At 50.8% G+C, this 20,786-nt stretch carries 23 protein-coding genes; 21 read left to right on the forward strand and 2 right to left on the reverse strand.

The features are described 5' to 3' along the window. The first annotated feature begins 159 nt into the window (after positions 1 to 159). The 6 genes from DESDI_RS06495 to DESDI_RS06520 all read left to right on the forward strand — a co-directional run bounded on the left by DESDI_RS06495 (position 160) and on the right by DESDI_RS06520 (position 5,279). Complete coding sequence (locus DESDI_RS06495; protein ID WP_015261844.1) at positions 160 to 816, forward strand: HD-GYP domain-containing protein; 657 nt, start codon at positions 160 to 162, stop codon at positions 814 to 816. 68 nt (positions 817 to 884) lie between these two features. Beyond that, on the forward strand, positions 885 to 1,790 hold the full coding sequence (locus DESDI_RS06500; RefSeq protein ID WP_015261845.1) for a conjugal transfer protein TrbL family protein: 906 nt from the start codon (positions 885 to 887) through the stop codon (positions 1,788 to 1,790). Beyond that, positions 1,787 to 2,347 carry a DUF7768 domain-containing protein gene (locus DESDI_RS06505; RefSeq protein WP_015261846.1) on the forward strand — a complete coding sequence of 187 codons (561 nt, stop codon included), beginning with the start codon at positions 1,787 to 1,789 and terminating at the stop codon, positions 2,345 to 2,347. Before DESDI_RS06500 ends, DESDI_RS06505 begins: the two co-directional genes overlap by 4 nt. Next, on the forward strand, positions 2,344 to 4,425 hold the full coding sequence (locus tag DESDI_RS06510; RefSeq protein ID WP_015261847.1) for a DNA cytosine methyltransferase: 2,082 nt from the start codon (positions 2,344 to 2,346) through the stop codon (positions 4,423 to 4,425). The genes DESDI_RS06505 and DESDI_RS06510 overlap by 4 nt, the downstream gene beginning before the upstream one ends. Before the next feature lies 1 nt (position 4,426). Continuing rightward, positions 4,427 to 4,696, forward strand: coding sequence for a hypothetical protein (locus DESDI_RS06515; RefSeq protein WP_015261848.1), 270 nt, complete (start codon positions 4,427 to 4,429; stop codon positions 4,694 to 4,696). Then, positions 4,689 to 5,279, forward strand: coding sequence for a hypothetical protein (locus tag DESDI_RS06520; RefSeq protein WP_015261849.1), 591 nt, complete (start codon positions 4,689 to 4,691; stop codon positions 5,277 to 5,279). The genes DESDI_RS06515 and DESDI_RS06520 overlap by 8 nt, the downstream gene beginning before the upstream one ends. Before the next feature lie 94 nt (positions 5,280 to 5,373). On the opposite strand, the gene DESDI_RS17265 is transcribed toward DESDI_RS06520, so the two are convergent. Beyond that, entirely contained in the window at positions 5,374 to 6,036 is a 663-nt protein-coding gene (locus DESDI_RS17265; protein WP_015261850.1) for a hypothetical protein, read from the reverse strand. Between the two features lie 377 nt (positions 6,037 to 6,413). Here DESDI_RS17265 and DESDI_RS06530 point away from each other — a divergent pair, with 377 nt between their 5' ends. Further along, positions 6,414 to 8,243 carry a VirB4 family type IV secretion system protein gene (locus DESDI_RS06530; protein ID WP_015261851.1) on the forward strand — a complete coding sequence of 610 codons (1,830 nt, stop codon included), beginning with the start codon at positions 6,414 to 6,416 and terminating at the stop codon, positions 8,241 to 8,243. 35 nt (positions 8,244 to 8,278) lie between these two features. Here DESDI_RS06530 and DESDI_RS18040 read toward each other — a convergent pair whose 3' ends face one another. Then, complete coding sequence (locus DESDI_RS18040) at positions 8,279 to 8,425, reverse strand: hypothetical protein (protein WP_172635887.1); 147 nt, start codon at positions 8,423 to 8,425, stop codon at positions 8,279 to 8,281. Between the two features lie 44 nt (positions 8,426 to 8,469). On the opposite strand from DESDI_RS18040, the gene DESDI_RS06535 reads away from it, so the two are divergent. The 14 genes from DESDI_RS06535 (at position 8,470) to DESDI_RS06595 (ending at position 20,775) form a co-directional block, all read left to right on the forward strand. Further along, a complete protein-coding gene (locus DESDI_RS06535) occupies positions 8,470 to 9,627 on the forward strand; it encodes a hypothetical protein (RefSeq protein WP_015261852.1) in 1,158 nt (385 codons plus the stop codon). Further along, entirely contained in the window at positions 9,614 to 10,270 is a 657-nt protein-coding gene (locus DESDI_RS06540) for a DUF6329 domain-containing protein (RefSeq protein ID WP_242825448.1), read from the forward strand. Before DESDI_RS06535 ends, DESDI_RS06540 begins: the two co-directional genes overlap by 14 nt. Before the next feature lie 13 nt (positions 10,271 to 10,283). Further along, a complete protein-coding gene (locus DESDI_RS06545; RefSeq protein WP_015261854.1) occupies positions 10,284 to 11,039 on the forward strand; it encodes a DUF3849 domain-containing protein in 756 nt (251 codons plus the stop codon). Between the two features lie 59 nt (positions 11,040 to 11,098). Then, positions 11,099 to 11,458, forward strand: coding sequence for a DUF6103 family protein (locus tag DESDI_RS06550; RefSeq protein WP_015261855.1), 360 nt, complete (start codon positions 11,099 to 11,101; stop codon positions 11,456 to 11,458). A 31-nt stretch (positions 11,459 to 11,489) separates the two neighbouring features. Then, a complete protein-coding gene (locus DESDI_RS06555; protein WP_015261856.1) occupies positions 11,490 to 12,371 on the forward strand; it encodes a ParM/StbA family protein in 882 nt (293 codons plus the stop codon). Between the two features lie 4 nt (positions 12,372 to 12,375). After that, positions 12,376 to 12,666, forward strand: a complete 291-nt coding sequence (locus tag DESDI_RS06560) for a hypothetical protein (RefSeq protein WP_015261857.1) — start codon at positions 12,376 to 12,378, stop codon at positions 12,664 to 12,666. Positions 12,667 to 12,756: 90 nt separating this feature from the next. Next, positions 12,757 to 12,939 carry a DUF6103 family protein gene (locus tag DESDI_RS06565; RefSeq protein WP_041219320.1) on the forward strand — a complete coding sequence of 61 codons (183 nt, stop codon included), beginning with the start codon at positions 12,757 to 12,759 and terminating at the stop codon, positions 12,937 to 12,939. Then, positions 12,936 to 13,214 (forward strand): hypothetical protein, encoded by a 279-nt coding sequence (locus tag DESDI_RS06570; RefSeq protein ID WP_015261858.1) that lies wholly within the window; start codon positions 12,936 to 12,938, stop codon positions 13,212 to 13,214. Before DESDI_RS06565 ends, DESDI_RS06570 begins: the two co-directional genes overlap by 4 nt. Before the next feature lie 525 nt (positions 13,215 to 13,739). Then, positions 13,740 to 14,153: a hypothetical protein gene (locus tag DESDI_RS06575; RefSeq protein WP_015261859.1), complete on the forward strand. Its 414-nt coding sequence runs from the start codon at positions 13,740 to 13,742 to the stop codon at positions 14,151 to 14,153. A gap of 2 nt (positions 14,154 to 14,155) precedes the next feature. After that, entirely contained in the window at positions 14,156 to 17,062 is a 2,907-nt protein-coding gene (mobP3, locus tag DESDI_RS06580) for a MobP3 family relaxase (protein WP_015261860.1), read from the forward strand. After that, positions 17,037 to 17,204 carry a hypothetical protein gene (locus DESDI_RS17850; protein ID WP_156801122.1) on the forward strand — a complete coding sequence of 56 codons (168 nt, stop codon included), beginning with the start codon at positions 17,037 to 17,039 and terminating at the stop codon, positions 17,202 to 17,204. Before mobP3 ends, DESDI_RS17850 begins: the two co-directional genes overlap by 26 nt. Before the next feature lie 25 nt (positions 17,205 to 17,229). Continuing rightward, entirely contained in the window at positions 17,230 to 18,663 is a 1,434-nt protein-coding gene (locus DESDI_RS06585) for a DUF3991 domain-containing protein (RefSeq protein ID WP_015261861.1), read from the forward strand. 13 nt (positions 18,664 to 18,676) lie between these two features. Next, positions 18,677 to 20,494 (forward strand): VirD4-like conjugal transfer protein, CD1115 family, encoded by a 1,818-nt coding sequence (locus tag DESDI_RS06590; protein ID WP_015261862.1) that lies wholly within the window; start codon positions 18,677 to 18,679, stop codon positions 20,492 to 20,494. 11 nt (positions 20,495 to 20,505) lie between these two features. Further along, positions 20,506 to 20,775 (forward strand): helix-turn-helix domain-containing protein, encoded by a 270-nt coding sequence (locus DESDI_RS06595; protein WP_015261863.1) that lies wholly within the window; start codon positions 20,506 to 20,508, stop codon positions 20,773 to 20,775. Positions 20,776 to 20,786: the final 11 nt, after the last annotated feature.

The raw sequence follows: 20,786 nt of genomic DNA on the forward strand, positions 1-20,786 counted from the left end.
GATCATATCACATGATGCTACTTATTTCCATCATCCTTATGCAAGTATTGCGGGGCAGGTTTCTGTCATAATTGGCCACGAACAATATTGTGCAGCGATCCATGAGGGACAGGCAACAAACCTGTCCCTCTAATTTTTTTACACGAAAGGAAACGCTAAATGAAAAAAGAAACGGAACGAAGAACCCACATTCGAGGCTTTGTCAATGTTCTGCCGGAGAAGGAAAAAGAGCATATGCGTCGGGTCGGGGTACTGACAGGTACGCTTACTGAAATGGCATATGAATCTGGGATTTACAAAGACGATGCAGCTTGGAATGGGTACAAACATTTTGGGGCGGCCGCATTTTACCACGATATCGGCAAGGTGTGGATTCCGCGGCAGTTATTGGTGAAGAACGGGGCGCTTACGAAAGAGGAAGAACGAATGATTCAACTTCATCCGGTGCATGCGAGAATACTGTACGAGGAATTCGAGGATGGCGTGGTTTTTGGGATTCCAAAGCACCTGTTGCTGCCGGCATTTCAAGCTGCGGAATATCATCACGAAAGATGGGACGGCAAAGGATATCCTTATGGGATTGGAACGGTTGACATTCCACTCATTGCCCGGATTATAGCAATATGCGATGCCTACGACACCATCACGAACAAAAGGACATATAAAGACGCAATGTCCCATGAAATTGCCTGTCGTGAGTTACAGGCAAACGCCGGAACTCAGTTTGATCCGGTGCTGACACAGATTTTTCTTGAAAATGAGAATGCCTTTGCCCGGCTGAAAGAAGATCAGATTTGCGAACATCAATCAAAATAATTCTCATTAACCATTTTGAGCCTATATAAGATCAGGCTCTTTATTTTTTTGTCAAGGAGGTGATGCCCATGTTCATATGGGACTTTGCAGCCGATACCGTGCTGAAACAGATTCTGGATTGGGTCTATGGTCAGATCATCGGCTTTCTCGGCAACTTTTTTTCTGCTATGGGCAATATGGGCGCCGATCTGTTCGAAATGACCTGGGTGAAATCCATTGTCCTGTTCTTTTTTTATCTGGCTTGGGCGCTTTACGGCACAGGGCTGGTGGTATCCGTCTTTGAGTGCGGCATCGAGTATCAGTCCGGCCGGGGAAGCGTGAAGGATACAGCGCTCAACATTCTCAAGGGCTTTCTGGCGGTGGGGTTGTTTTCCACGGTGCCTGTGGAGCTGTATAAGCTCTCCGTTTCCCTGCAGAGCAGCTTCACGGCCGGCATTACCGGATATGGCTCCGGTGTGGATACTCTCGCGGGTAACATCATCAATTCACTGTCATCAGCTGGAACATTGGAAGCTGCAGGAACGGCCGGCGTGTTTGGAGGTGCCGGAAGTACTATAAACCCCATCATGATGCTGTTCATTCTCATCATGATGGGCTATGCAGTGATCAAGGTGTTTTTTGCAAATCTGAAGCGCGGCGGTATTCTGCTCATTCAGATCGCGGTTGGCAGCCTTTACATGTTTAGCGTACCAAGGGGATACTTGGACGGTTTTGTGAGCTGGTGCAAGCAGATTGTCGGCTTGTGTCTGACGGCTTTTTTGCAGTCTACCATTCTCATCGCAGGATTGATGGTAATCAAAGATCACGTTCTGCTGGGGCTGGGGTTGATGTTGGCAGCCGGAGAAATCCCACGCATCGCCGGAGCCTTCGGACTGGACACCAGCACCAAGGCCAACCTCATGAGTGCGGTATATACTGCTCAAACCGCTGTCAACATGACGCGCACTGTGGTAAAGGCGGTGGCAGCGAAATGAAACTGGTCTATATCTGTTCTCCTTATGCAGGAGATATCGAAAACAATCTTCGGTTTGCCAGAGCCGCCTGCCGCTACGCTGTAGATCAAGGGTGTGCGCCCATAGCTGTCCATATGCTGTACCCACAAATCTTGGATGACTCAGTCCCCGCTGAAAGAGAGGCCGGCATTCAGATGGGCTTGCGGGTATTGGCCTCTTGCGATGAGGTGTGGATTTGCGGTAAGCGGATCAGCCACGGAATGGGCTGTGAGATCGCGGAGGCCGAGCGGCTCGGCATACCAATACAGAACATATCGACAGAACAAATAAAGGGAGGAATCGCTATGAAACAGTACGGCATCTGGGCAAGACGGAGCGCCGGCTCAATATGCGGGGCGGCGGAAGCCTGGCTGAAGAATGACGGCAAGCCGATAACCTTTGATACCTATGAAGAAGCGGCAACGGAAGCCGAACGGTTGATGCGGGACATCCGTACACCCAATGTGTCCTACTTCCCGAAAGAAAGGGAGATCGAGCTGGAGGAAGCGCCCACCCCCGGCATGAAGCTGCAGCTGTGACTTCACTGCTGACCCTCGGAAGCCTGTTCGACGGGATCGGTGGATTTCCGCTGGCAGGCGTCCGGCAGGGCTTTACCCCTGTATGGGCCAGTGAAATCGAACTGTTTCCCATTAAAGTCACGAAATTACGGTTTCCGGATATGCTCCATGTTGGCGACATCACACAGCTGAAAGGTGCCGAACTGACTCCCGTGGATGTGGTCTGCGGGGGCTCACCCTGTCAGGATCTTAGTGTGGCAGGAAAACGTGCCGGCCTTCAGGGCGAGCGTTCCGGGCTGTTCATGGAGCAGGTTCGTGTCATCAAGGAGATGAGAGCGTATGACAAAGCAAACGGAAGGACAGCTGACGCTATTCGACCTCGGTATATGTGCTGGGAAAATGTCCCCGGAGCCTTCAGTTCCTCAGACTCCGAGGACTTCAGGGCGGTACTCGAAGAAACCTGCAGAATTGCTGACAGTACCGTATCTGTACCTCGACCTCCGGGAGGGGTATGGCAATCTGCTGGGGCCATATTGGGAGATCAATTCTCCGTTGCTTGGAGAGTATTGGATGCTCAATACTGGCCCCGCACCCCGCAACGGAGGAAACGCATCTACCTTGTCGCAGATTTTGCAGGCCGAACCGCACCCCAAATATTATTTGAGCAAGACCGCTTGTTTGGGGATTCTGCGGAGAGCGAAGAAACGCGGCAAGGAGCTGCCGCCTGTCCTGAAAAAGGCACTGGAAATACAGGCGGGAATCCGTCCGATCACGGAGATAACGGCAGAGAATGTCTGACACCGTGGGATGTGCAGAGCCGCCGTATTTATGAAAGCGGCGGTGTTTGGCCCTCCCTCTACAGCGGCAGTGGTGGTGGCGGCGGACATGGTTATGTAACAACAGAAAAAGAAAACCTGTCCTGCTCGGATAATCTGCCAGTAGCCTTCGCCTGTAACCAGCGGGATGAAGTGCGGGAACTGAATGACGTGGCTGGTGCGATACAAGCTCAGCCTGGCATGAAGCAGCAGACCTTTATTGCCGAAACACTGAATCAGGACTGCTCAAATTGTTTAACACCTTGGGATACTCAACAGGATCGAATTTTTACTCAAGAAAGTATTGCTCCTACCTTGGCCGGCGCAGACGGCGGCGGTGGCAGAAATCCAGGTGGACTCCTGTTTGCGGCTGCTTTTTCTGCTGGGCAGGGTTCGAAAGCCGGAGGCATAGGTTATCAGGAAGAATGCGCGCCAACGCTAAAGGCTTCGGAAAGCGGTACAAACATGGTACCATCGGTGCTGTGCCTGAATGACCAGGGCGGCAACCGTATGGATATCACTGAAAATATTACAGCTACGCTGCGGGCGCAGATGGACGGACATCCCCCTCTTGTATTGGGGAACCAACCGGAACTGTTCGAGAACCATGGCATTGACTCGCGCTATACTGGCCCCCATGAGATAGCCCCAACGATGTCCGCCCGATATGGCACGGGGGGTAACAACGTGCCGCTGATTTCCCAGCCGGCTGTTCTTCCAGATGAAGAATGTGCCGATCTGTCACCTGACGAAACCTACTGTATCGCCGGTAATATTATCGACCGGCAGGATCATAACGGCGGGAACGGCATCGGCGTACAGCCTGACATCAGCTATACCGTAACGGCCACTGATCGGCATTGTGTCTTTTCCCAGCAGCGAAGTGACGAATACGCACAAAACGAGGTGGTCAGCACCCAAAGCGCAAGACAGTACAAGGATGCAACCGACCTGGTGTGCGAATCTGACGTCGCCGGGCTAGACTGCCGGAACGGTGTGGAAAACGGCGATCTGTGCGGGACGCTCCAGTCTAAAACGGATGGTGGGTACTCCCTCAACAACGTGCATCCTGTTCGCGTCGGTAAGCTGATCCGGAGGCTGACGCCGCTGGAATGCGAACGGCTTCAAGGGTTTCCGGATTATTGGACGGACATCCCTGATGCATCGGACAGCGCCCGGTACAAAGCACTCGGCAATAGTGTAGCGATCCCCTGTGTGGAGCATGTGCTCCGGGGGATTGCCTATTTTTTACAGAAATTCAAGCAAGAAAAGGAGGCTTCCTGATATGTACATTTACCCTGACAACCTGAAATCCAAGGCGGTGCTGTGGCTGTGGCAGCTCCGCGACATCGGCGTGATCGGCATCGGTCTTTTACTATCTGTGTTTGCGCTGGCTCAGCTCCGTTTCCTGCCGCCCATCGTCATCACCGCCCTGTATGCGTTTCTGACCATACGGTTTGACGATACCAGCATCCTCGACTTTATCAAATATGCCTGCGCCTTTTTCTTTACGAAACAGCAGGTCTACGAATGGGGGTACACCAAGTATGAATAAAACAGAAAAGAAAAAAGCCAAGCAAAAGCAGTTTTCAAGACAGCTCATCAATACCAAGGCCGTCACCGACTACAGCCTGGCGACGAACCGGGGCGACGAGTTAGTATACTTCTGCGTCAAGCCGACCAATATTTCCGTTCTTTCCGAGGAAAGCATCTCCGCCAGGATCTACGCATTGATGACAGTGCTTAAGGGTATGGCCGAGCTGGAGTTTTTATGTTTGAACAGCCGGGAGAACTTTGAGGATAACAAGCAGTTTCTCAGAACCCGGTTGGAACAGGAAGGTAACCCGGCAGTGAGAAGGATGCTGGAGCAGGATCTGACCCAGCTTGACCGGATACAGGTGCAGATGGCGACGGCCAGAGAATTCCTGGTGGTGATCCGGCTCCGAAATGAGAAAGAAAGCGAGGTATTCCCCTACTTAAACCGCATAGAAAAAACCCTGCGTGAGCAGGGCTTTTCTACAAAGCGTGCCGGCAAGGAGGACATTAAGCGCTTGCTGGCAATTTATTTTGAGCAGAACGTGACTACTGAAAAGTTTGAAGAATATGACGGTGAAAGATGGATAATTTTAAATGACTGATTTTCCCGCCTTTACAGAGAGAAAAAACAGCACAAGAAAGCAACCGGCAAATGCTGCTGTCATAAGGCTTGCCGGTTGCCTTTTCATATATGAATTATTCTATAGACATGTCATCCATAATCAACTGAAATATTTGTCTGCTTGTTTCACTGTCACGATAGGTCAAACTGTATAAAAGATCGTTGGTGAGTCCCTGCATGAACCCTGCAACCACAGGCACAATAAAAAACCGTTCCTTAAGCGCGAGATTTAATTGTTCCATCAAGTTTTCATCAACAAGGAGAATGATTTTTTTATAAAGCTCGCATAGTTTTACATCATCCAGGATATTCAACATACCAACCTGTTCCCGCACATAAGACTGAGTGGCATAATCCATAAACGTATCGGCTAATAAGACGCTGTGCAAGCTCATAATTGTTGTTCTTTCCTGATAGGTGTCCTGTTGCAAATCGAAGGACTGTTTTACAGTTTGATAAAAAGGATGTTCTTCCAGTGCCCCGCTGCCATCCATCACGGCATAGCAGAGATTTTGAAGCTCAGAACCTGCTTCAAAGCCTTTTTCAGCGGCTTCGTAGAGCAAGGTGTTGTTTGCGGCTTCCAGCACAGAGGATAGATAGCTGTCAAGCAGATAGCCTTGTTTGCCGAGCTTTTCACGGATTTCTTTTGCAAGTTTAAAGAGATTTTGAACAGAGTTTTTTGTACGCTCCGGTTCAAAGGTGCCAATAAAGCTGCTCCTGTTTTCAAAGATGTTCATATGATCCCGACCTTTCATAATTTGGTCGGAAATTTCCCTAAGTATAAAAACGCATGCAAAGGCGGGGCTTGATTGCCCGGTTCCCTTGCACACGCGAAAGTTTATCCTTGTGCAGCCATAAAAAACAAGATAAAATAGCCTTGTCATGGTGCCGTTTAACGGTTGTGCAGGGTGGTCTCTTCACCTTGTGCAGGGCGGATATGCTAGTAACATATCTGCCTGCCATGACGCTTTTATTTTTCCGAAAAATCTCCGTTGGTGTATATATCAACTCTGCAAGAAAGAAAAGTCAAGAGAAAATCGCTTTATTCCCATGCCGTCACAAAGGTGGCGGTCTTTTTTTTATTTCAATCAAGACCAGAAAGGATGGTAAGCCAATGTCAAGAAGAATCAAACCACAGAACACACCACAGGAGGATATCCGCATACAGGAATTCCTCGATATGATCGCTCCCTCCATTGTAAAATTTAACACCGATCATTTTATCTGCGGCAACACTTACCGATGCGTGTGGGCATTGCGTGAATATCCAACGGAAACCGGTGAGCAGGCCATCCTGCGGCACCTGGGGGAAAAGGATGGTGTTACCCTGCACATCTATACCCGGCATGTGTCCCCTGTTGAGGAAAAGAAGATCATAAGCAATGCCGCTAATAAAAACCGGATGCAAAGAAGCAGCACCCAGGATCTCCAGCAGACGGTCACGGCAGAAAGCAACCTGCAGGACGTCGCCAATATCGTAGCGCAGATGCACCGGAGCAAAGAGCCGCTCCTGCACACAGCAGTATATATCGAGCTGTTCTCCAATGACCTTGACCAACTCAAGCTCCTGCAAACGGAGGTGCTAACCGAGCTTGTCAGGAGCAAGCTCAATGTGGACAGACTCCTGCTCCGTCAACAGCAGGGATTTCTTTCGGTCATGCCATCGGGCTGGAACGTGTTCGGGGATCAATTCGAACGGGTGCTGCCTGCCAGCTCCGTTGCAAACCTCTACCCTTTTAATTATTCAGGGAAAACCGATCCCAATGGTTTCTGCATCGGGCGAGATAAGTTCGGCAGCAACATCCTCGTGGATTTCAACCGCCGCGCTGATGACAAGACCAATGCCAATATCCTCATCCTCGGAAACAGCGGCCAGGGTAAGAGCTATCTGCTAAAACTCATCCTGACCAACCTGCGGGAAACAGGTATGCATATCTTGGCGCTTGATCCTGAGATGGAGTACGAGGAACTGACCATAAACCTTGGCGGATGTTTCATTGACCTAATGAGCGGCGAATTTATCATCAATGTTCTGGAGCCGAAGTCATGGGATGAAAGTGGCGATCCCAAGGACACGGAAGCGCCCCAGGCGTTCCGTCAGACAAGCAAGCTCAGCCAGCACATCAGCTTCCTGAAAGATTTCTTCCGTGCCTATAAGGATTTTAATGACCGCCAGATCGACACCATAGAAATCATGCTGGGCAAGCTCTACGACAAGTGGAGCATCACGGACCACAGCAACTTTGATCGCTTAAAGCCAACGGACTATCCGATCCTGTCCGACCTGTATGACCTGATCGAGCAAGAATACAAGATCTTTGATGAGGGCAGGCGTCAGCTCTATACCGCCGATATCCTGCGGGAAATCTGCCTTGGACTCCACTCCCTGTGTAAGGGCGCGGAGTCTAAATTTTTCAACGGACACACCAATATCGCCAGCAATGAATTTGTGACCTTCGGCGTCAAAGGGCTTCTGCAGGCAAGTAAAAACCTGCGAAACGCCCTGCTGTTTAATATTTTGTCGTACATGTCAAACGAGCTGCTCACTACAGGAAACACCGCTGCCAGCATCGACGAGCTGTACCTGTTCCTGACCAACCTGACGGCTATCGAATACATCCGAAACTTTATGAAGCGTGTCCGCAAAAAGGAAAGTGCGGTCATACTGGCGTCGCAAAATCTGGAGGATTTCAACGTGGAGCATATCCGGGAGCTGACGAAGCCCCTGTTCTCCATCCCGACTCACCAATTCCTGTTCAACGCCGGTTCTATCGACGCCCGATTCTATATGGATACGCTTCAACTGGAGAAGTCTGAGTACGACCTTATCCGGTATCCGCAGCGCGGCGTGTGTTTATACAAATGCGGCAACGAGCGGTACAACCTCATGGTTCAGGCACCGGAATACAAGTCGGAGCTGTTTGGAAAGGCGGGTGGACGATGAACATTGTGGGCTCGGTGACGGCACTAACAGCACTGCTATGCTAAATAGGTATATACAAAGGAGGCATTCTCGTGGATACGGTGCGGTTTGCCCGTCACAAAGGCAAAGAAGTTCGGATGATTGATCCCATGAAGCTGTAAGGCAGCAAAATATGAAGTACATAAGAACAGGGTGCTTTCCATTTAGTCGGAGGCACCCTGTTTCGTTTTGAAAGGAGGAAAACTCAGTGGCAGACCCTGCAACCATTACCCTGGCGGTAAAAGCCGCCATCGCCGCCGCTACCGACAAACGAACATGGAAGGCGGTAGGAATTCTGATAGCCACCATTCTGACACCCTTTATTTTGGTAATTGTCATAATACTTAGCCTGCTCTCCGGTACCTCGGAGCATAACAACGCCGCCATTGACCTGTGTTTCAATGGTGGCGTTGCTGGTTCCTCTGTCCCTGCCGAATACACGGCTTACATTGAGGACATGAGCGGTTGCTTTTCTGTTCTGGATCAGGCAATCGCTGACACGGAGGTCGGAATGAACGGCGGCGCTCTGGACAATGTACGTATCAAATCCATTTTTTATTCTCTGTATTTCGGCGCGGAAAATCTCTCCCTGTCCGACGCCGAGGCCCGTGCCTTCATGGACTGTTTTGTGACTTATGAAAAGGACTCTGAGAATCATACGGTTGCTGTCCCAGTCAGTCTGGACACGGCATACGCAAATCTCTCAGCGTCAGGGATTCCGGTCACGAAGGAGTCAAGGGCCAACGCCCTGCAGATCTACCAAAGGATTGTCTATGGAGGCGCCGGATCGTATACCGGGGAGATCGAATACGGCGGCAAAGGCGGCACTGCATTAGACGGGCTAACCCTGCTTCATCCAGAAACCAAGAACAACCTGGATCTAGTAACCTATGCCGAAAATGCCTTTAACGCTGGCTGGGGGTATGTATGGGGGACCTACGGCGACGTTCTGACGGAATCGCTGTTTGAATACAAGCTGGAGCAGTACCCGGACGGCGTTGGCAACTATGAAGATTTCATCCGCGAGAACTGGCTGGGCGGTAGGACAACGGACTGTGTCGGCCTCATCAAAGGCTATGGCTGGTATAACCCGGACACCAAGACAATTGAGTATGGAACCAACGGCATGCCGGATGTGGGCGCGGACGGTATGTACAATGCCGCCACCGTCAAAGGTTCCATGGATACCATGCCTGATACACCGGGTCTGGCCGTTTGGAAATCGGGGCACATCGGTGTATATATCGGCAATGGAGAAGTGATCGAAGCCATGGGAACAAAATACGGCGTCGTCAAAACAAAGCTCGAAGGCCGTGGCTGGAAAGCGTGGCTGGAGGTTCCGTACATCAGCTATGAAACCAAATAACATCAACCCATGGCCTGTCGGATGGACAGGCGGAAAGGAGAAAACCATGCTGAATTTGAAGGCGGTCTTTGAGAGAAAGACCAATGAATTTCCTGAGAGAGACTGTGTCATCGAAAACATTGTGGAGCTTCCGGCAACTGAATATGCCCGTTTTCGCTCCAACCTGATCCGGGATGCCGATTTCATCGCAGAGAATAAAAACAGGATGTATCAGGATGGAAACGGCATCCAACATTGCCTTCTGGTGCTTGGTGAAAATAGCACGGAAGGTATCCTAGTTCAAAGCGAAGGCTACGACTATGCAAGGTATGCCAGCCTCCTGCCGGGAGCGAGGGACTTTGTAACTGCCCGGCTGAATGAGTTGGCCGATCAGCTCGTCCGGGAGGGAACGCAAAACACCAGAAGCGGCGTCTGGGCCGTTCACTTTGAAGAACTCAGAGACAAGTACCAGATCAACCTTGATTCGAACAGTACCATCACGGCCATGCTGATGGATGTTCTAGACACAAGACGTGAGATGGCGGAAGTCGAACCCATGGAGTACGGGTTCGACATGATTATGCTCTCGGCCTACTGTCCCAATATTCAGGAGGGCGCGACTGAGCAGGGACCGGAGGAATCCGGCATGACAATGAAATTTTAAGGAGGAAGGGATTATGACCGATAAATTTCTTTATGTTTATTCATATTCTTGTGAAGAAGCAAAACATCTCGACCAGCTTGCCCTGTGGCGGGATAGTCGAAGGGAGAACATCTCCTGCAAAAATGCTATTGAGGAAGCGATTCGCCGGGACTTCAACGGGATGCACCTCAGTGCCAGTTGTGCTGAGAGTATCATCGCGGAGCACGGATTTAAACGTGTTAATTGGGTGTTGGCAAATAGCGTACAGCAGAAGGAATGGGACGGACGCTTTTCTCATGACAATAAGTTATGGGCAAAACGAACTTATATTCCATTGGATATGGACAGTTTCACAGGGAACAGCCGAAATCTTGATTTCGTAGTAGACAGCCATCCTGCCGTATTAGATGGCTTTATCAACCAGTACCGCCGCACATACCAAGCACTGGGGCTGTTTGACTACACGCAATGTGAATCGGATTCCGGAGAAATAGACTATGAAGGCAGAGTGTTGGTGCTGTCTACTGACAGTCTCAAGGAAAGCTGCTGGAGTCAGCAGGATCAGCTCTGGCTGGCGACCGGGGGATTTGGCTGTAGGCCGACCGGCTCCGGTCGGGCAGTGTATGCGACCTGTCTTGGTGACGGAGAAGAAACCCGTTGGAACCGTCATGACTTTATCGGGGTACTTAAGGAAAACCATTTACCCGATTGGGCAAAGGAAAAGCGTATGGAGCTTCAGGGACAATCCTCTGAAGATGCTCCACATATCGGCGGGATGAAAATGGAGTGACGATTGAAATAGCTCTTTTATTACTACAAATAATTAAATCTAATTAGGAGGAAAAAAACATGAGTATGACTGAACTAAATGTATCCTTCCCTACGGAGAAGCTGGAAGCTCTCCGCTTTTTTATCGGCAAAAAAGACCAGACCATTGAACAGGAGCTGCAGGATTACCTGGACAAGACTTACGAAAAAATGGTACCCGCACAGGTGCGGGAGTATGTGGAGAGCCGCACGGAACAGGCTCCTGTGCAACAGCAGGTACCGGTGCCGGAACAACCTGCCGACTCCAGGGAACGACCTACACGGCAGACCCGCCGCCAGCGGGAACAGGCTGCGCCCGAACCGTCCTCTGCTCCAGAAGCGCCTTCCGAGTCCGATGGCCCTGCAGAGCAGGAAAACCAGGGCATGACCATGAACATGTGATCTGCAGAAAAAGAAAAAGGGGGTGTCAATCATGATCAAGCTCGGAGTGGACAACGGCAACTACAACACCAAATCCTCTGAAGAAATGCTCTATACCTCCGGTTACGCGGTGAGCGACAAGGAATTCATCACGCCGGAGATGCAGCTCTTTTATGAAGGAAAATATTACGCTATCGGAGAACGCCGCCTTCGTTTCCAGCAGGACAAAACAAAGGAGCCGGATACCTTTCTTCTGACGTTGCCGACCATCGCGGACGCCATGAAAAAAGCCGGCGTGACCAACACGGAAATAGCCTTGGGCGTCGGGCTGCCCATCGACAGCTATGGAACCCAAAAGGAAGCTTTCCGCAGGTACTTTCTGCGGAACAATATCTCGTTTATGTTCGAGGGCACCTCCTACCGTTGCCACATAACGGAATGTAAGGTGTTCGCCCAAGGGCATGCCGCACTGTGCCGGTATTATCCGCGGCTGTCAGAATACCGGGGCATAACGCTGGTAGACATCGGTGGATACACCGTGGATGTGCTCACAGTCCACAATTTCAAGTTGGACAGGTCGAGCTGCGCCAGCCTGCGCATGGGGACCATCACTCTGTACAGCCGCATACAGGATGCGCTCCAGAAAAGTGATATCCTGCTATCCGATGAACTCATCACAGACGCCATCCGCGGCGAAATCCAGCACACCGACAGCAAGCAGATTGCGGCTGTGGTGGATCAGACGGTGGTGGCTTATTGTAAGGAGCTGTTCAATGCTCTGCGAGAAAGGGGCTTGGACCTAAAGCTCCCCACGGTGTTCGCGGGCGGCGGCGCGGAGCTGCTGGAATCCCGGCTGTACGATGATAACCTGAATACGGTAGCGGTGCTGAACCGGTTTGCCAACGCAGACGGGTATAAGCTCCTGCTGGGGTGATGATATGGCAGAACGAAAACGCTACTTTTTATCCTTCGACAGGGACAATCCAAGACATCGGGAAGCCGAAGCCCTCTACTTAAAGCAGGCTGCCAGACAGCGTTCCGATTTTGTAGTCACCTGCATCCTTTCGGCAAATCAGGCAGAGCATCTGGAAAGGTGTGTTCGAAAAGCAATCAGGGATGAAATAAGAAAGCTACGACTGACTCCAACGGACGCACAGGAGGAACCGGGTGGGGCTGTTCAACTGAGCGATCTTCCCAGCAGCCTGATTAACGCACTGGATGAATTGTAACCATGATGGTATACTTCCCGGCATTCGTCGTGAAAGTATACCATCATGGCAATTTTTACTCAAAAACACATGGAAAGGAGCGCGAAGCTCATGAAGCAGGATACCATTCAAATCCGATATAACACTGAAAAGCTGTGCATCCTCCGGCATTATATGGATGACACAGCACTGCAGACCGAACTGCAAACTCAGCTGCAGACTCTTTATGAAAAGCATGTACCAGCTGAAATCAGGGCTGGTATTGACAGTCAGGAAGGAGGCACCGACGTATGAAAGAACAGATGACGCTGGAGCAGTTCCGGCTGGAGCATCCGAACGAAGTGATCCAAATCATGTCACCCGGAGGCTACGTCACCCTCTCCCCCGACATACCACTCGATCAATTACAGGCACACGCAGGCGTGCGGGGGACTGAAATTCCGATCTCTTGGGAGGAACTCAAGGATCAGATTGTTGAAAGCTGCAATTTCAATGAGGCTGATGGAAACTGGTACCTGCTTACGGCAGAACCCTCGCTGGACTGCCCGACGCAGACAATCGGCATGTAGCTTTTTCTTTTTCTTTCTGCCGTTCGCGCTGCGGCCCCAGAGGGACATAGAACGGGGGAGCATATATGGGCATATCTATCTAGCTGTGGTTCAACAAATATCAGCATGATGCACTGGAGCGCATTCTTTCTCAGCCAGCTTCGCGCGTGTTGCCGCCTGTGCGCCCCTGTGTCGCGTTTTCCCGATAGGGATGACACAGTAACACCTTTGAGAAAGTAAGGCCCCGTGTTGGGGCTTTGTGCGACGGGTTGAGGGAAGCCATCATTCTGGTTTCCGGGGGTGAACCATGGTCATGAAAACGATGCTGGTTAAAGGAGCGGGGTTGCAAAGCTTCCCGCTCCTCTTCACACCGCCCCGCAATGCGGGTCGGGGGACGATTTGTGCCGGGGTCAGATTTTACCTCTTGGGGTCGTCTTCGGGGTTGGGACACAAAAACATACCCAAATAAGCCCCGAGTTTAAAGGATTTTCATGGGGTCTGCGGCAGGGGCTGCAGTCCTTATAAAAAGAAAGGAGGCTATGTATCTTGACTGAAGAAAACAAGAATAAAAAGAAGTTCGCTCTGTGGATCTATCCCGAAACCAGGAAGCTGATATCGGACTGGTACAAGCGCGATAACTGCCAGAGCCAGAGCGAGTTCATCGAAAAGGCAATCAAGTTTTACTGCGGCTACATCTCAGCGGAGGAAGGCGTGAGGTTTCTGCCCGCCGCGATTACCACAGCCATGGCCGGTATGGTGGATAGTCTAGAAAACCGCATGGCACGTCTCGTCTTCAAGCTGGCAGTGGAGATGTCCATGATGATGAACATCCTGGCTTCTACTGCGGAGGTGGATGAAAACACCCTGCGCCGACTGCGCGGAAAATGCGTCGCCGACGTGAAGAAGTCCATCGGCTCTGTGAACTTCGAGGATGTCGCTAAATTCCAAAAGGGTGAATAACCATGCCGCGTATTATTTTAAAGTGCCGGTATATTAAAAACGCCGTAGTGCATCTGGAGAACCTGGTGGAATACGTCGCGACGCGGGAAGGCGTGGAGATGGTATCACAGTATAAACGTAATATGCTAATTACAGAAAAACAGGAGAAGCTCATGGCGGACATCCTGGCACAGCTTCCTGACACTGCGGATTTATTTGAGTATGAGGATTACCTGAATCAGCCGACTGCAGCAAATGCTTCAGAATTCATTACAGCTGCGCTGGATCAGAATCTGGATCGGCTGTCTCATCAGGAGGTCTATGTCAATTACATCGCCACCCGACCCCGAGCCGAAAAGCTGGGCAATCACGGACTGTTCTCCGATGAGGATACTCCGCTGGTGCTGTCAAGAGTAGCGGAGGAAGTCGGAGGTCATGCAGGAAACGTATGGACGCCTATTATATCTCTGCGACGAGAGGATGCTGCCCGGTTGGGGTATGACAATACCTCTGCGTGGATGGCACTCATCCGCAAGCAGAGGAATATTTTTGCCGAGCAGATGAAAATAGCTCCGGAAAACCTGCGCTGGTATGCTGCATTTCATAACGAAGGCCATCATCCTCACTGCCACATGATAGTATACTCGGTGAACCCCCGTGAAGGGTATGTCACAAAGTCTGCCATTGATAAGATGCGGAGCAGTCTGGCAAAGGAAATCTTTCAGCAGGATTTGATACAGATATATTCTGAGCAAACCGCTCAAAGAAACGAGCTTGCCGAAAAGAGCCGGGAAGCCCTGAAAGAAATTATAGGAAGAATGGACAGGGGCGTGTGCGAGAGCGAAACTATTGAGGCATTGCTCATGCATCTGGCAGAACGGTTGAAGCACACCTCCGGAAAGAAGCAGTACGGTTACCTCAAAGCGCCCCTTAAAGCCATCGTGGATCAGATTGTAGATGAACTGGCGAAGAATGAGCAGGTGTCGGAAGCCTATGCAAAATGGCAGGAAATTCGGAACGAAGTCCTGCGAACATATACTGATAAGCTTCCTGACCCGCTGCCGCTTTCACGGCAGAAGGAATTTAAGCACATCAAGAATATGGTGATCTCCGAAGCCATGAATATCGGCGGTCACCATTTTACATTTGAAGGCGATGAGTCTGCGGATATATTAAATGAAGAAACTGTATCGACGGCCCAAGAATTCGATTCCATGATGACGGAGAATGAACTAACTCTGGTCACGGATGAAGCACCGGAGGATGGTGATGATATGCCGCCTCCTGCTTCGGAGGGTTCATTCCGTGCGGATTCCGAAGATGCTGGTTCCGGAAGACCTCACATCGCGTGGAGTGATCGATATAAGGAAGCCCGTGCTTTTCTCTATGGCAGTGATGAACTGGAGCCTTATTTTGAGCAGGCCCTCCGTTTGTTTTTGCCGGAAGCCGAAGCAGGCAACGCGCTCGCCATGCACGACCTCGGCAGAATGTACGCAGACGGGCTTGGCGTGGATATGGATGCCGAAGCCGCATTCAGTTGGTATGAAAAAGCACTCTCCACATTTCTGGAAATAGAAGCAAATAAGGAAAATCGGTATGTGGAATACCGCATCGGGAAAATGCATGCGGCAGGACTTGGCACGAAGCAGGATTATGAGGAAGCGGCTGGATGGTTTGAAATGTCGGCTTCGAGAAACTACAAATATGCCCAATATTCTCTTGCTGGTCTGTACTACCGGGGACAGGGCGTAGACCAGAGTTTTGAAAACGCCTTTGAATTATACCGCAGGTCTGCCGGACAACGTGTGCCGTATGCCGATTACGAGCTGGCCAAGATGCATCGGGATGGAATCGGCACGGTGAAGAACGGCGAAGAAGCAGAGCTGCACTTCGAGGAAGCCTTTTACGGCTTCAAGCGGCTGGAGGAACAGAGCCATGACGATAAGCTCCAGTACCGACTGGGGCAGATGCTCTACAGCGGAACCGGTACGGAAAAGAATGTGGAAGTGGCCATTGTATATTTTGAAAAGGCTGCCCGGCTTGGCAATGTCCACGCACAATACATGCTCAGCAAAATCTATCTGGATGTGGACAGTGGTCATGAAAATGCTGAAAGGGCCGTCCAGTGGCTGACCAAAGCCGCGGAGAACGGCAACAGTCTGGCGCAGTATGCTCTGGGCAAGCTCTATCGGGACGGCAGTCATGTGGAGCAAGATATGGAAAAAGCAATTACCCTGTTTATTCAGTCAGCGGATCAGGAGAACCAGTACGCAGCCTATGCATTAGGTAAACTGTATCTTAACGGTGAGAATATTCCAAAGGACGCGGCTACCGCCGTCAAATGGCTGTCGGTTTCCACAGAGCTTGGAAATCAGTACGCGCAGTACACACTGGCAAAGCTGTACTTTACCGGCGAAGATGCGCCTCAAGATATTCCAAGAGCTGTGGAGCTGTTCACTAAATCGGCATTGCAGAACAATTCATTCGCACAATATCAACTTGGAAAGCTCTATCTGCTTGGCGAGCATGTTACCAAGAATGCGGAGTCGGCCGTCAAGTGGCTGATTTTATCCGCAGAGCAAGGCAATCAATATGCTCAATATGCCCTTGGAAAGCTGTATCTCATAGGCAGAGATGTACCTCGTGACCGGGAGGCAGCCATTAGATGGCTGACCTTGTCTGCCGAACAGGGCAATATCTATGCGCAGTTTTTCCTCGACCATCTTGACTCTTTCCGTGATCCTCCCCTGTTCCTTGCGGCAACAAGACTTTTGCATCACTTAAGCCGGATCTTTCAGGAGGAACAGCGAAGGCATTCCGTCGAACCCGGCATGCAGGTGGAAAGCAAGCTGCGCCGCAAGCTCCGTGAGAAAAAGATCGCCCAGGGTCACGCTTCGGACGATCATGAGCTCAAGCAAACAACCTATTAATGCAAAGGAGGGTTTACATGCTGAGGTTACAAACAAAACATCAGGAGAAAAAGAAACCGTTTCCCGAAAAACTCAATCCGGCGTTATTCAAGCCATCCGCTCATCGACGGGTGGCTTTTTTTCGCCGGTGCGGCAGGCGTAAACGCTGACTAAGGGGGTAGTGGAGTATGGCATATATTCATTTTACAGACGAGCAAAAGCAGCAGGCAAACTCTGTCGACCTGGTTGACTTCCTCCAGCGTCAGGGAGAACAGCTTGTGCGCTCCGGCCGCGAGTGGCGCTGGAAGCGTCATGACAGCGTGACCGTGCGCGGCAATCAGTGGTTTCGCCACAGCCGGAAGGAAGGTGGTCATGCTATTGATTTTGTTCAGCAGTTCTATGACATGAGCTTTCCCGAAGCTGTGAGCTTCCTGCTCGGAGAGGACTCAGGCGTGGAATGGAATCAGACAGTAAAGAGTGCACCTGCTCCCCGTAAGGAATTTGCTCTTCCGGATGCCAATCCGGATATGCGCCGAGTGTTTGCCTATCTAATCAAACAACGGTTCATTGACCGTGAGGTGCTGTCTCACTTTGCACATAAAAAGCTGATCTACGAGGACAAGGAATATCACAATGCTGTGTTTGTCGGATTGGATGAAAAAGGCATCCCCCGTCATGCCCACAAGCGAGGTACTTATACTCATGGAGAACCGTATAAGGGGAATGTGGAGGGCAGTGACCCGAAATACAGCTTTCATTGGATTGGAGAGAGCAGCGTCCTCTATGTATTTGAGGCGCCGGTGGATATGCTGTCCTTCATCACTTTGCATCAGGATGGCTGGAAGCGGCACAGTTATGTCACGCTGGACGGAGTATCGGAACACGCCTTGCTCTGTCAGTTGAAGCTTAATCCCTATCTGAAAAGCGTCGTGCTGTGCCTGGACCATGATGAGGCGGGCATTGAGGCTGTCGGTCGGCTGAAGGATATCCTGTATGAAAAGGGCTATAGGGATATTTCCGTAATGCAATCGCAGTACAAGGACTGGAATGAGGATCTGAAAGCCAAAAACGGTGTAAGTCCCATTCCGGCGAGAGAGCATCGGAAGCTGGAGCTTCTGCCAAAGGTTATCGCAGAGCTGCACGATTTGTGCAAAGCTCTTGCAGCGCATAAAGACATTGACTCCTTCCTCGCGGAGTGCGCCGAGGCAGCGGAACCGCTTCTTGCCTCCGGTAAAACAGCAGCTCTTAATGCGGAAGCTACTCGGGAATGTCTACAGTGTATGGCAGCTGGCTCACTGACAGCCATGCAAAGGCAGTTGCGCCAGATGGAACAGCCAGTGACAATGGAGCAGCTAATTCAAAAGCTGCAAGACAGCTACCATCCTCATGAGGATCGGGGCTGGCTTCGCACTAAGGCGGAGCAGCTGCGACAGGATGTTTCCAATATCAGCCGTCAGCTTCATACATCCGGCATCCGTACATTGGAGGATAAGGAAAAGCTCCTATCCTCCTATCAGCTCCTTGCGCTGGACTGCGTCAAAACCATGATGTTTGTTGAGCTGGAATTGCCGACTATGCTTTCTGTACAGGAGCAAGCAGTAAATTTTTCTATGACCATGTAAAGGAGGGGTCACATTGCAGACATCCCAAATCATTATCTTAACCGCTGCCGGGCTGACCATGTTCGGCGTTATCGGAATGTTATCACTCATAGCGCATTACTACACCTTAAACGGGATCAAGTCCAAAATCGTCGGCGACGGCCAGCATGGTACGGCGCGCTGGGCAACAAAGCGGGAGATTAAAAAGACTTATACGGAAGTTCCCTACGAGCCGGAGAAGTGGAGAAAGGGCGAAAGTTTTCCGAAAGCGCAGGGTCTGATAGTTGGCTGGAGGAAAGCGTTGCTATTTGACAATACTGCTCCGCATGGATATGCGATGGTAGACGATGACGATATCCACTGCCTGATGATCGGTGCGGCAGGCGTCGGTAAGACCGCTAACTTTCTCTATCCTAATCTGGAATATGCCTGCGCCTGTGGCATGAGCTTTGTGACCACCGACACCAAGGGCGACCTCTACCGCAACTATGCCGGAATTGCCAAAGACTTCTACGGCTATGATGTTGCTGTCATTGACCTAAGAAACCCTACCCGCTCGGACGGAAACAATCTTCTCCACCTGGTCAACAGGTATATGGACGCATACTTGAAAAATCCTCAGAATCTTGCGTTTAAGGCTAGAGCTGAGAAGTATGCGAAGATTACCGCAAAGACCATCATCAACTCTGGAGGTTTTGATACAGCAATGGCCGGGCAAAATGCCTTTTTCTATGACGCAGCGGAAGGACTGCTGACATCCGTTATTCTGCTTATAGCGGAATACTGTGAACCAAAACAGAGGCACATCGTGTCCGTTTTCAAGCTCATTCAGGATCTGCTTGCGCCCAGCGGCGTCAAGGGCAGGACTTTGTTTCAACTGCTCCTTGCCCATCTGCCGGATGAGCATAAAACAAAATGGTTTGCTGGGGCGGCACTCAACACTGCGGAGCAGGCCATGCAAAGCGTTCTCTCCACTGCGCTGTCCCGGCTCAATGCATTTCTGGACTCTGAACTAGAGCAAATCCTGTGCTTTGACACAGCCATTGATGCGGAGAAGTTCTGTATCAATAAAAGTGCAATATTCCTGGTAATGCCGGAGGAAGACAACACCAAGTATTTCATTATCAGTCTGATCGTACAGCAGCTCTACCGTGAAATCCTGTCATTGGCCGACGAGCATGGCGGAAAGCTTCCCAACCGTGTGATGATGTTCCTCGACGAGATCGGAACCATCCCCAAAATCGAGTCGGCGGAGATGATGTTCTCGGCTTCCCGTTCCCGCCGTGTGTCCATTGTAGCCATCATCCAGAGCTTTGCACAGCTGGAGAAAAACTATGGCCGCGAAGGCTCTGCTATCATCATAGACAACTGCCAGGATACCGTGTTCGGGGGGTTTGCTCCCAATAGCGAATCAGCGCAGATTTTATCAAAAGCCATGGGAAGCAAGACGGTCATGAGCGGCTCCATCAGCCGGGGTAAAAACGATCCGTCGCAGAGTCTGCAGATGATTGAGCGTCCGCTGATGACGCCGGACGAGCTGAAGTCTATGCCAAAGGGCCATTTTATTGTCACCAAGACGGGCGCTTACCCGATGCGTACCAAATTAAAGCTATTTACGAAATGGGGCATAACCTTCGGCAAGCCTTATGAGATTGCCGAGAAATCGGCTCGAAAGGTGGAGTATGCCGACAGGCGCAGAGTAGAGGAAGAAATCATCCGCCGTCACTCTGCCTGCGTTGATGTGGCGGAGGAAGCTGAAGCTGGTGCAGCCGCATCGGGCGGGTTACTGCATACACCGTTTCAGGAGCCTGAAGCGCCTGTCAGGACAAAATCGCCTGTTCGGATTGAATAGGAGGTGAAGCTGTGGGTTACTTTTCTTCTCTTTATTCCTCGGAGCTTCCGCATCGTGCCAGGGCTGTCTATATGTACCTGCATGACCGAGCAGATAAGGACGGCAAATGTTACCCGGCGATTGGTACCATCGCCAGAGAGCTGAAGCTGTCCCGAAGTACCGTTAAACGTGCCATAGCTGACCTTGAAAAAAGCGGCCGTCTGCGCAAGGAGCAAAGATGGCGTGAGAACGGCGGCAAGAGCAGCAATCTGTATTATTTGGTGCAGCCGAATTCAGGCTGATAGGCTAAAAA

The sequence above is a fragment of the Desulfitobacterium dichloroeliminans LMG P-21439 genome (assembly GCF_000243135.2).
In the GTDB taxonomy this organism is placed as follows: Bacteria; Bacillota; Desulfitobacteriia; order Desulfitobacteriales; family Desulfitobacteriaceae; genus Desulfitobacterium; species Desulfitobacterium dichloroeliminans.

Coding starts and splice junctions, on each gene's coding strand:
- DESDI_RS17850 (WP_156801122.1), top strand. CDS start 17,037: ATGAGCTCAAGCAAACAACCTATTAATGCAAAGGAGGGTTTACATGCT.
- DESDI_RS06585 (WP_015261861.1), top strand. CDS start 17,230: ATGGCATATATTCATTTTACAGACGAGCAAAAGCAGCAGGCAAACTCT.
- DESDI_RS06505 (WP_015261846.1), top strand. CDS start 1,787: ATGAAACTGGTCTATATCTGTTCTCCTTATGCAGGAGATATCGAAAAC.
- DESDI_RS06515 (WP_015261848.1), top strand. CDS start 4,427: ATGTACATTTACCCTGACAACCTGAAATCCAAGGCGGTGCTGTGGCTG.
- DESDI_RS06495 (WP_015261844.1), top strand. CDS start 160: ATGAAAAAAGAAACGGAACGAAGAACCCACATTCGAGGCTTTGTCAAT.
- DESDI_RS06565 (WP_041219320.1), top strand. CDS start 12,757: ATGAAGCAGGATACCATTCAAATCCGATATAACACTGAAAAGCTGTGC.
- DESDI_RS06555 (WP_015261856.1), top strand. CDS start 11,490: ATGATCAAGCTCGGAGTGGACAACGGCAACTACAACACCAAATCCTCT.
- DESDI_RS06545 (WP_015261854.1), top strand. CDS start 10,284: ATGACCGATAAATTTCTTTATGTTTATTCATATTCTTGTGAAGAAGCA.
- DESDI_RS06570 (WP_015261858.1), top strand. CDS start 12,936: ATGAAAGAACAGATGACGCTGGAGCAGTTCCGGCTGGAGCATCCGAAC.
- DESDI_RS06540 (WP_242825448.1), top strand. CDS start 9,614: ATGAAACCAAATAACATCAACCCATGGCCTGTCGGATGGACAGGCGGA.
- DESDI_RS06500 (WP_015261845.1), top strand. CDS start 885: ATGTTCATATGGGACTTTGCAGCCGATACCGTGCTGAAACAGATTCTG.
- DESDI_RS18040 (WP_172635887.1), bottom strand. CDS start 8,425: ATGGAAAGCACCCTGTTCTTATGTACTTCATATTTTGCTGCCTTACAG.
- DESDI_RS06560 (WP_015261857.1), top strand. CDS start 12,376: ATGGCAGAACGAAAACGCTACTTTTTATCCTTCGACAGGGACAATCCA.
- mobP3 (WP_015261860.1), top strand. CDS start 14,156: ATGCCGCGTATTATTTTAAAGTGCCGGTATATTAAAAACGCCGTAGTG.
- DESDI_RS06550 (WP_015261855.1), top strand. CDS start 11,099: ATGAGTATGACTGAACTAAATGTATCCTTCCCTACGGAGAAGCTGGAA.
- DESDI_RS06530 (WP_015261851.1), top strand. CDS start 6,414: ATGTCAAGAAGAATCAAACCACAGAACACACCACAGGAGGATATCCGC.
- DESDI_RS17265 (WP_015261850.1), bottom strand. CDS start 6,036: ATGAACATCTTTGAAAACAGGAGCAGCTTTATTGGCACCTTTGAACCG.
- DESDI_RS06520 (WP_015261849.1), top strand. CDS start 4,689: ATGAATAAAACAGAAAAGAAAAAAGCCAAGCAAAAGCAGTTTTCAAGA.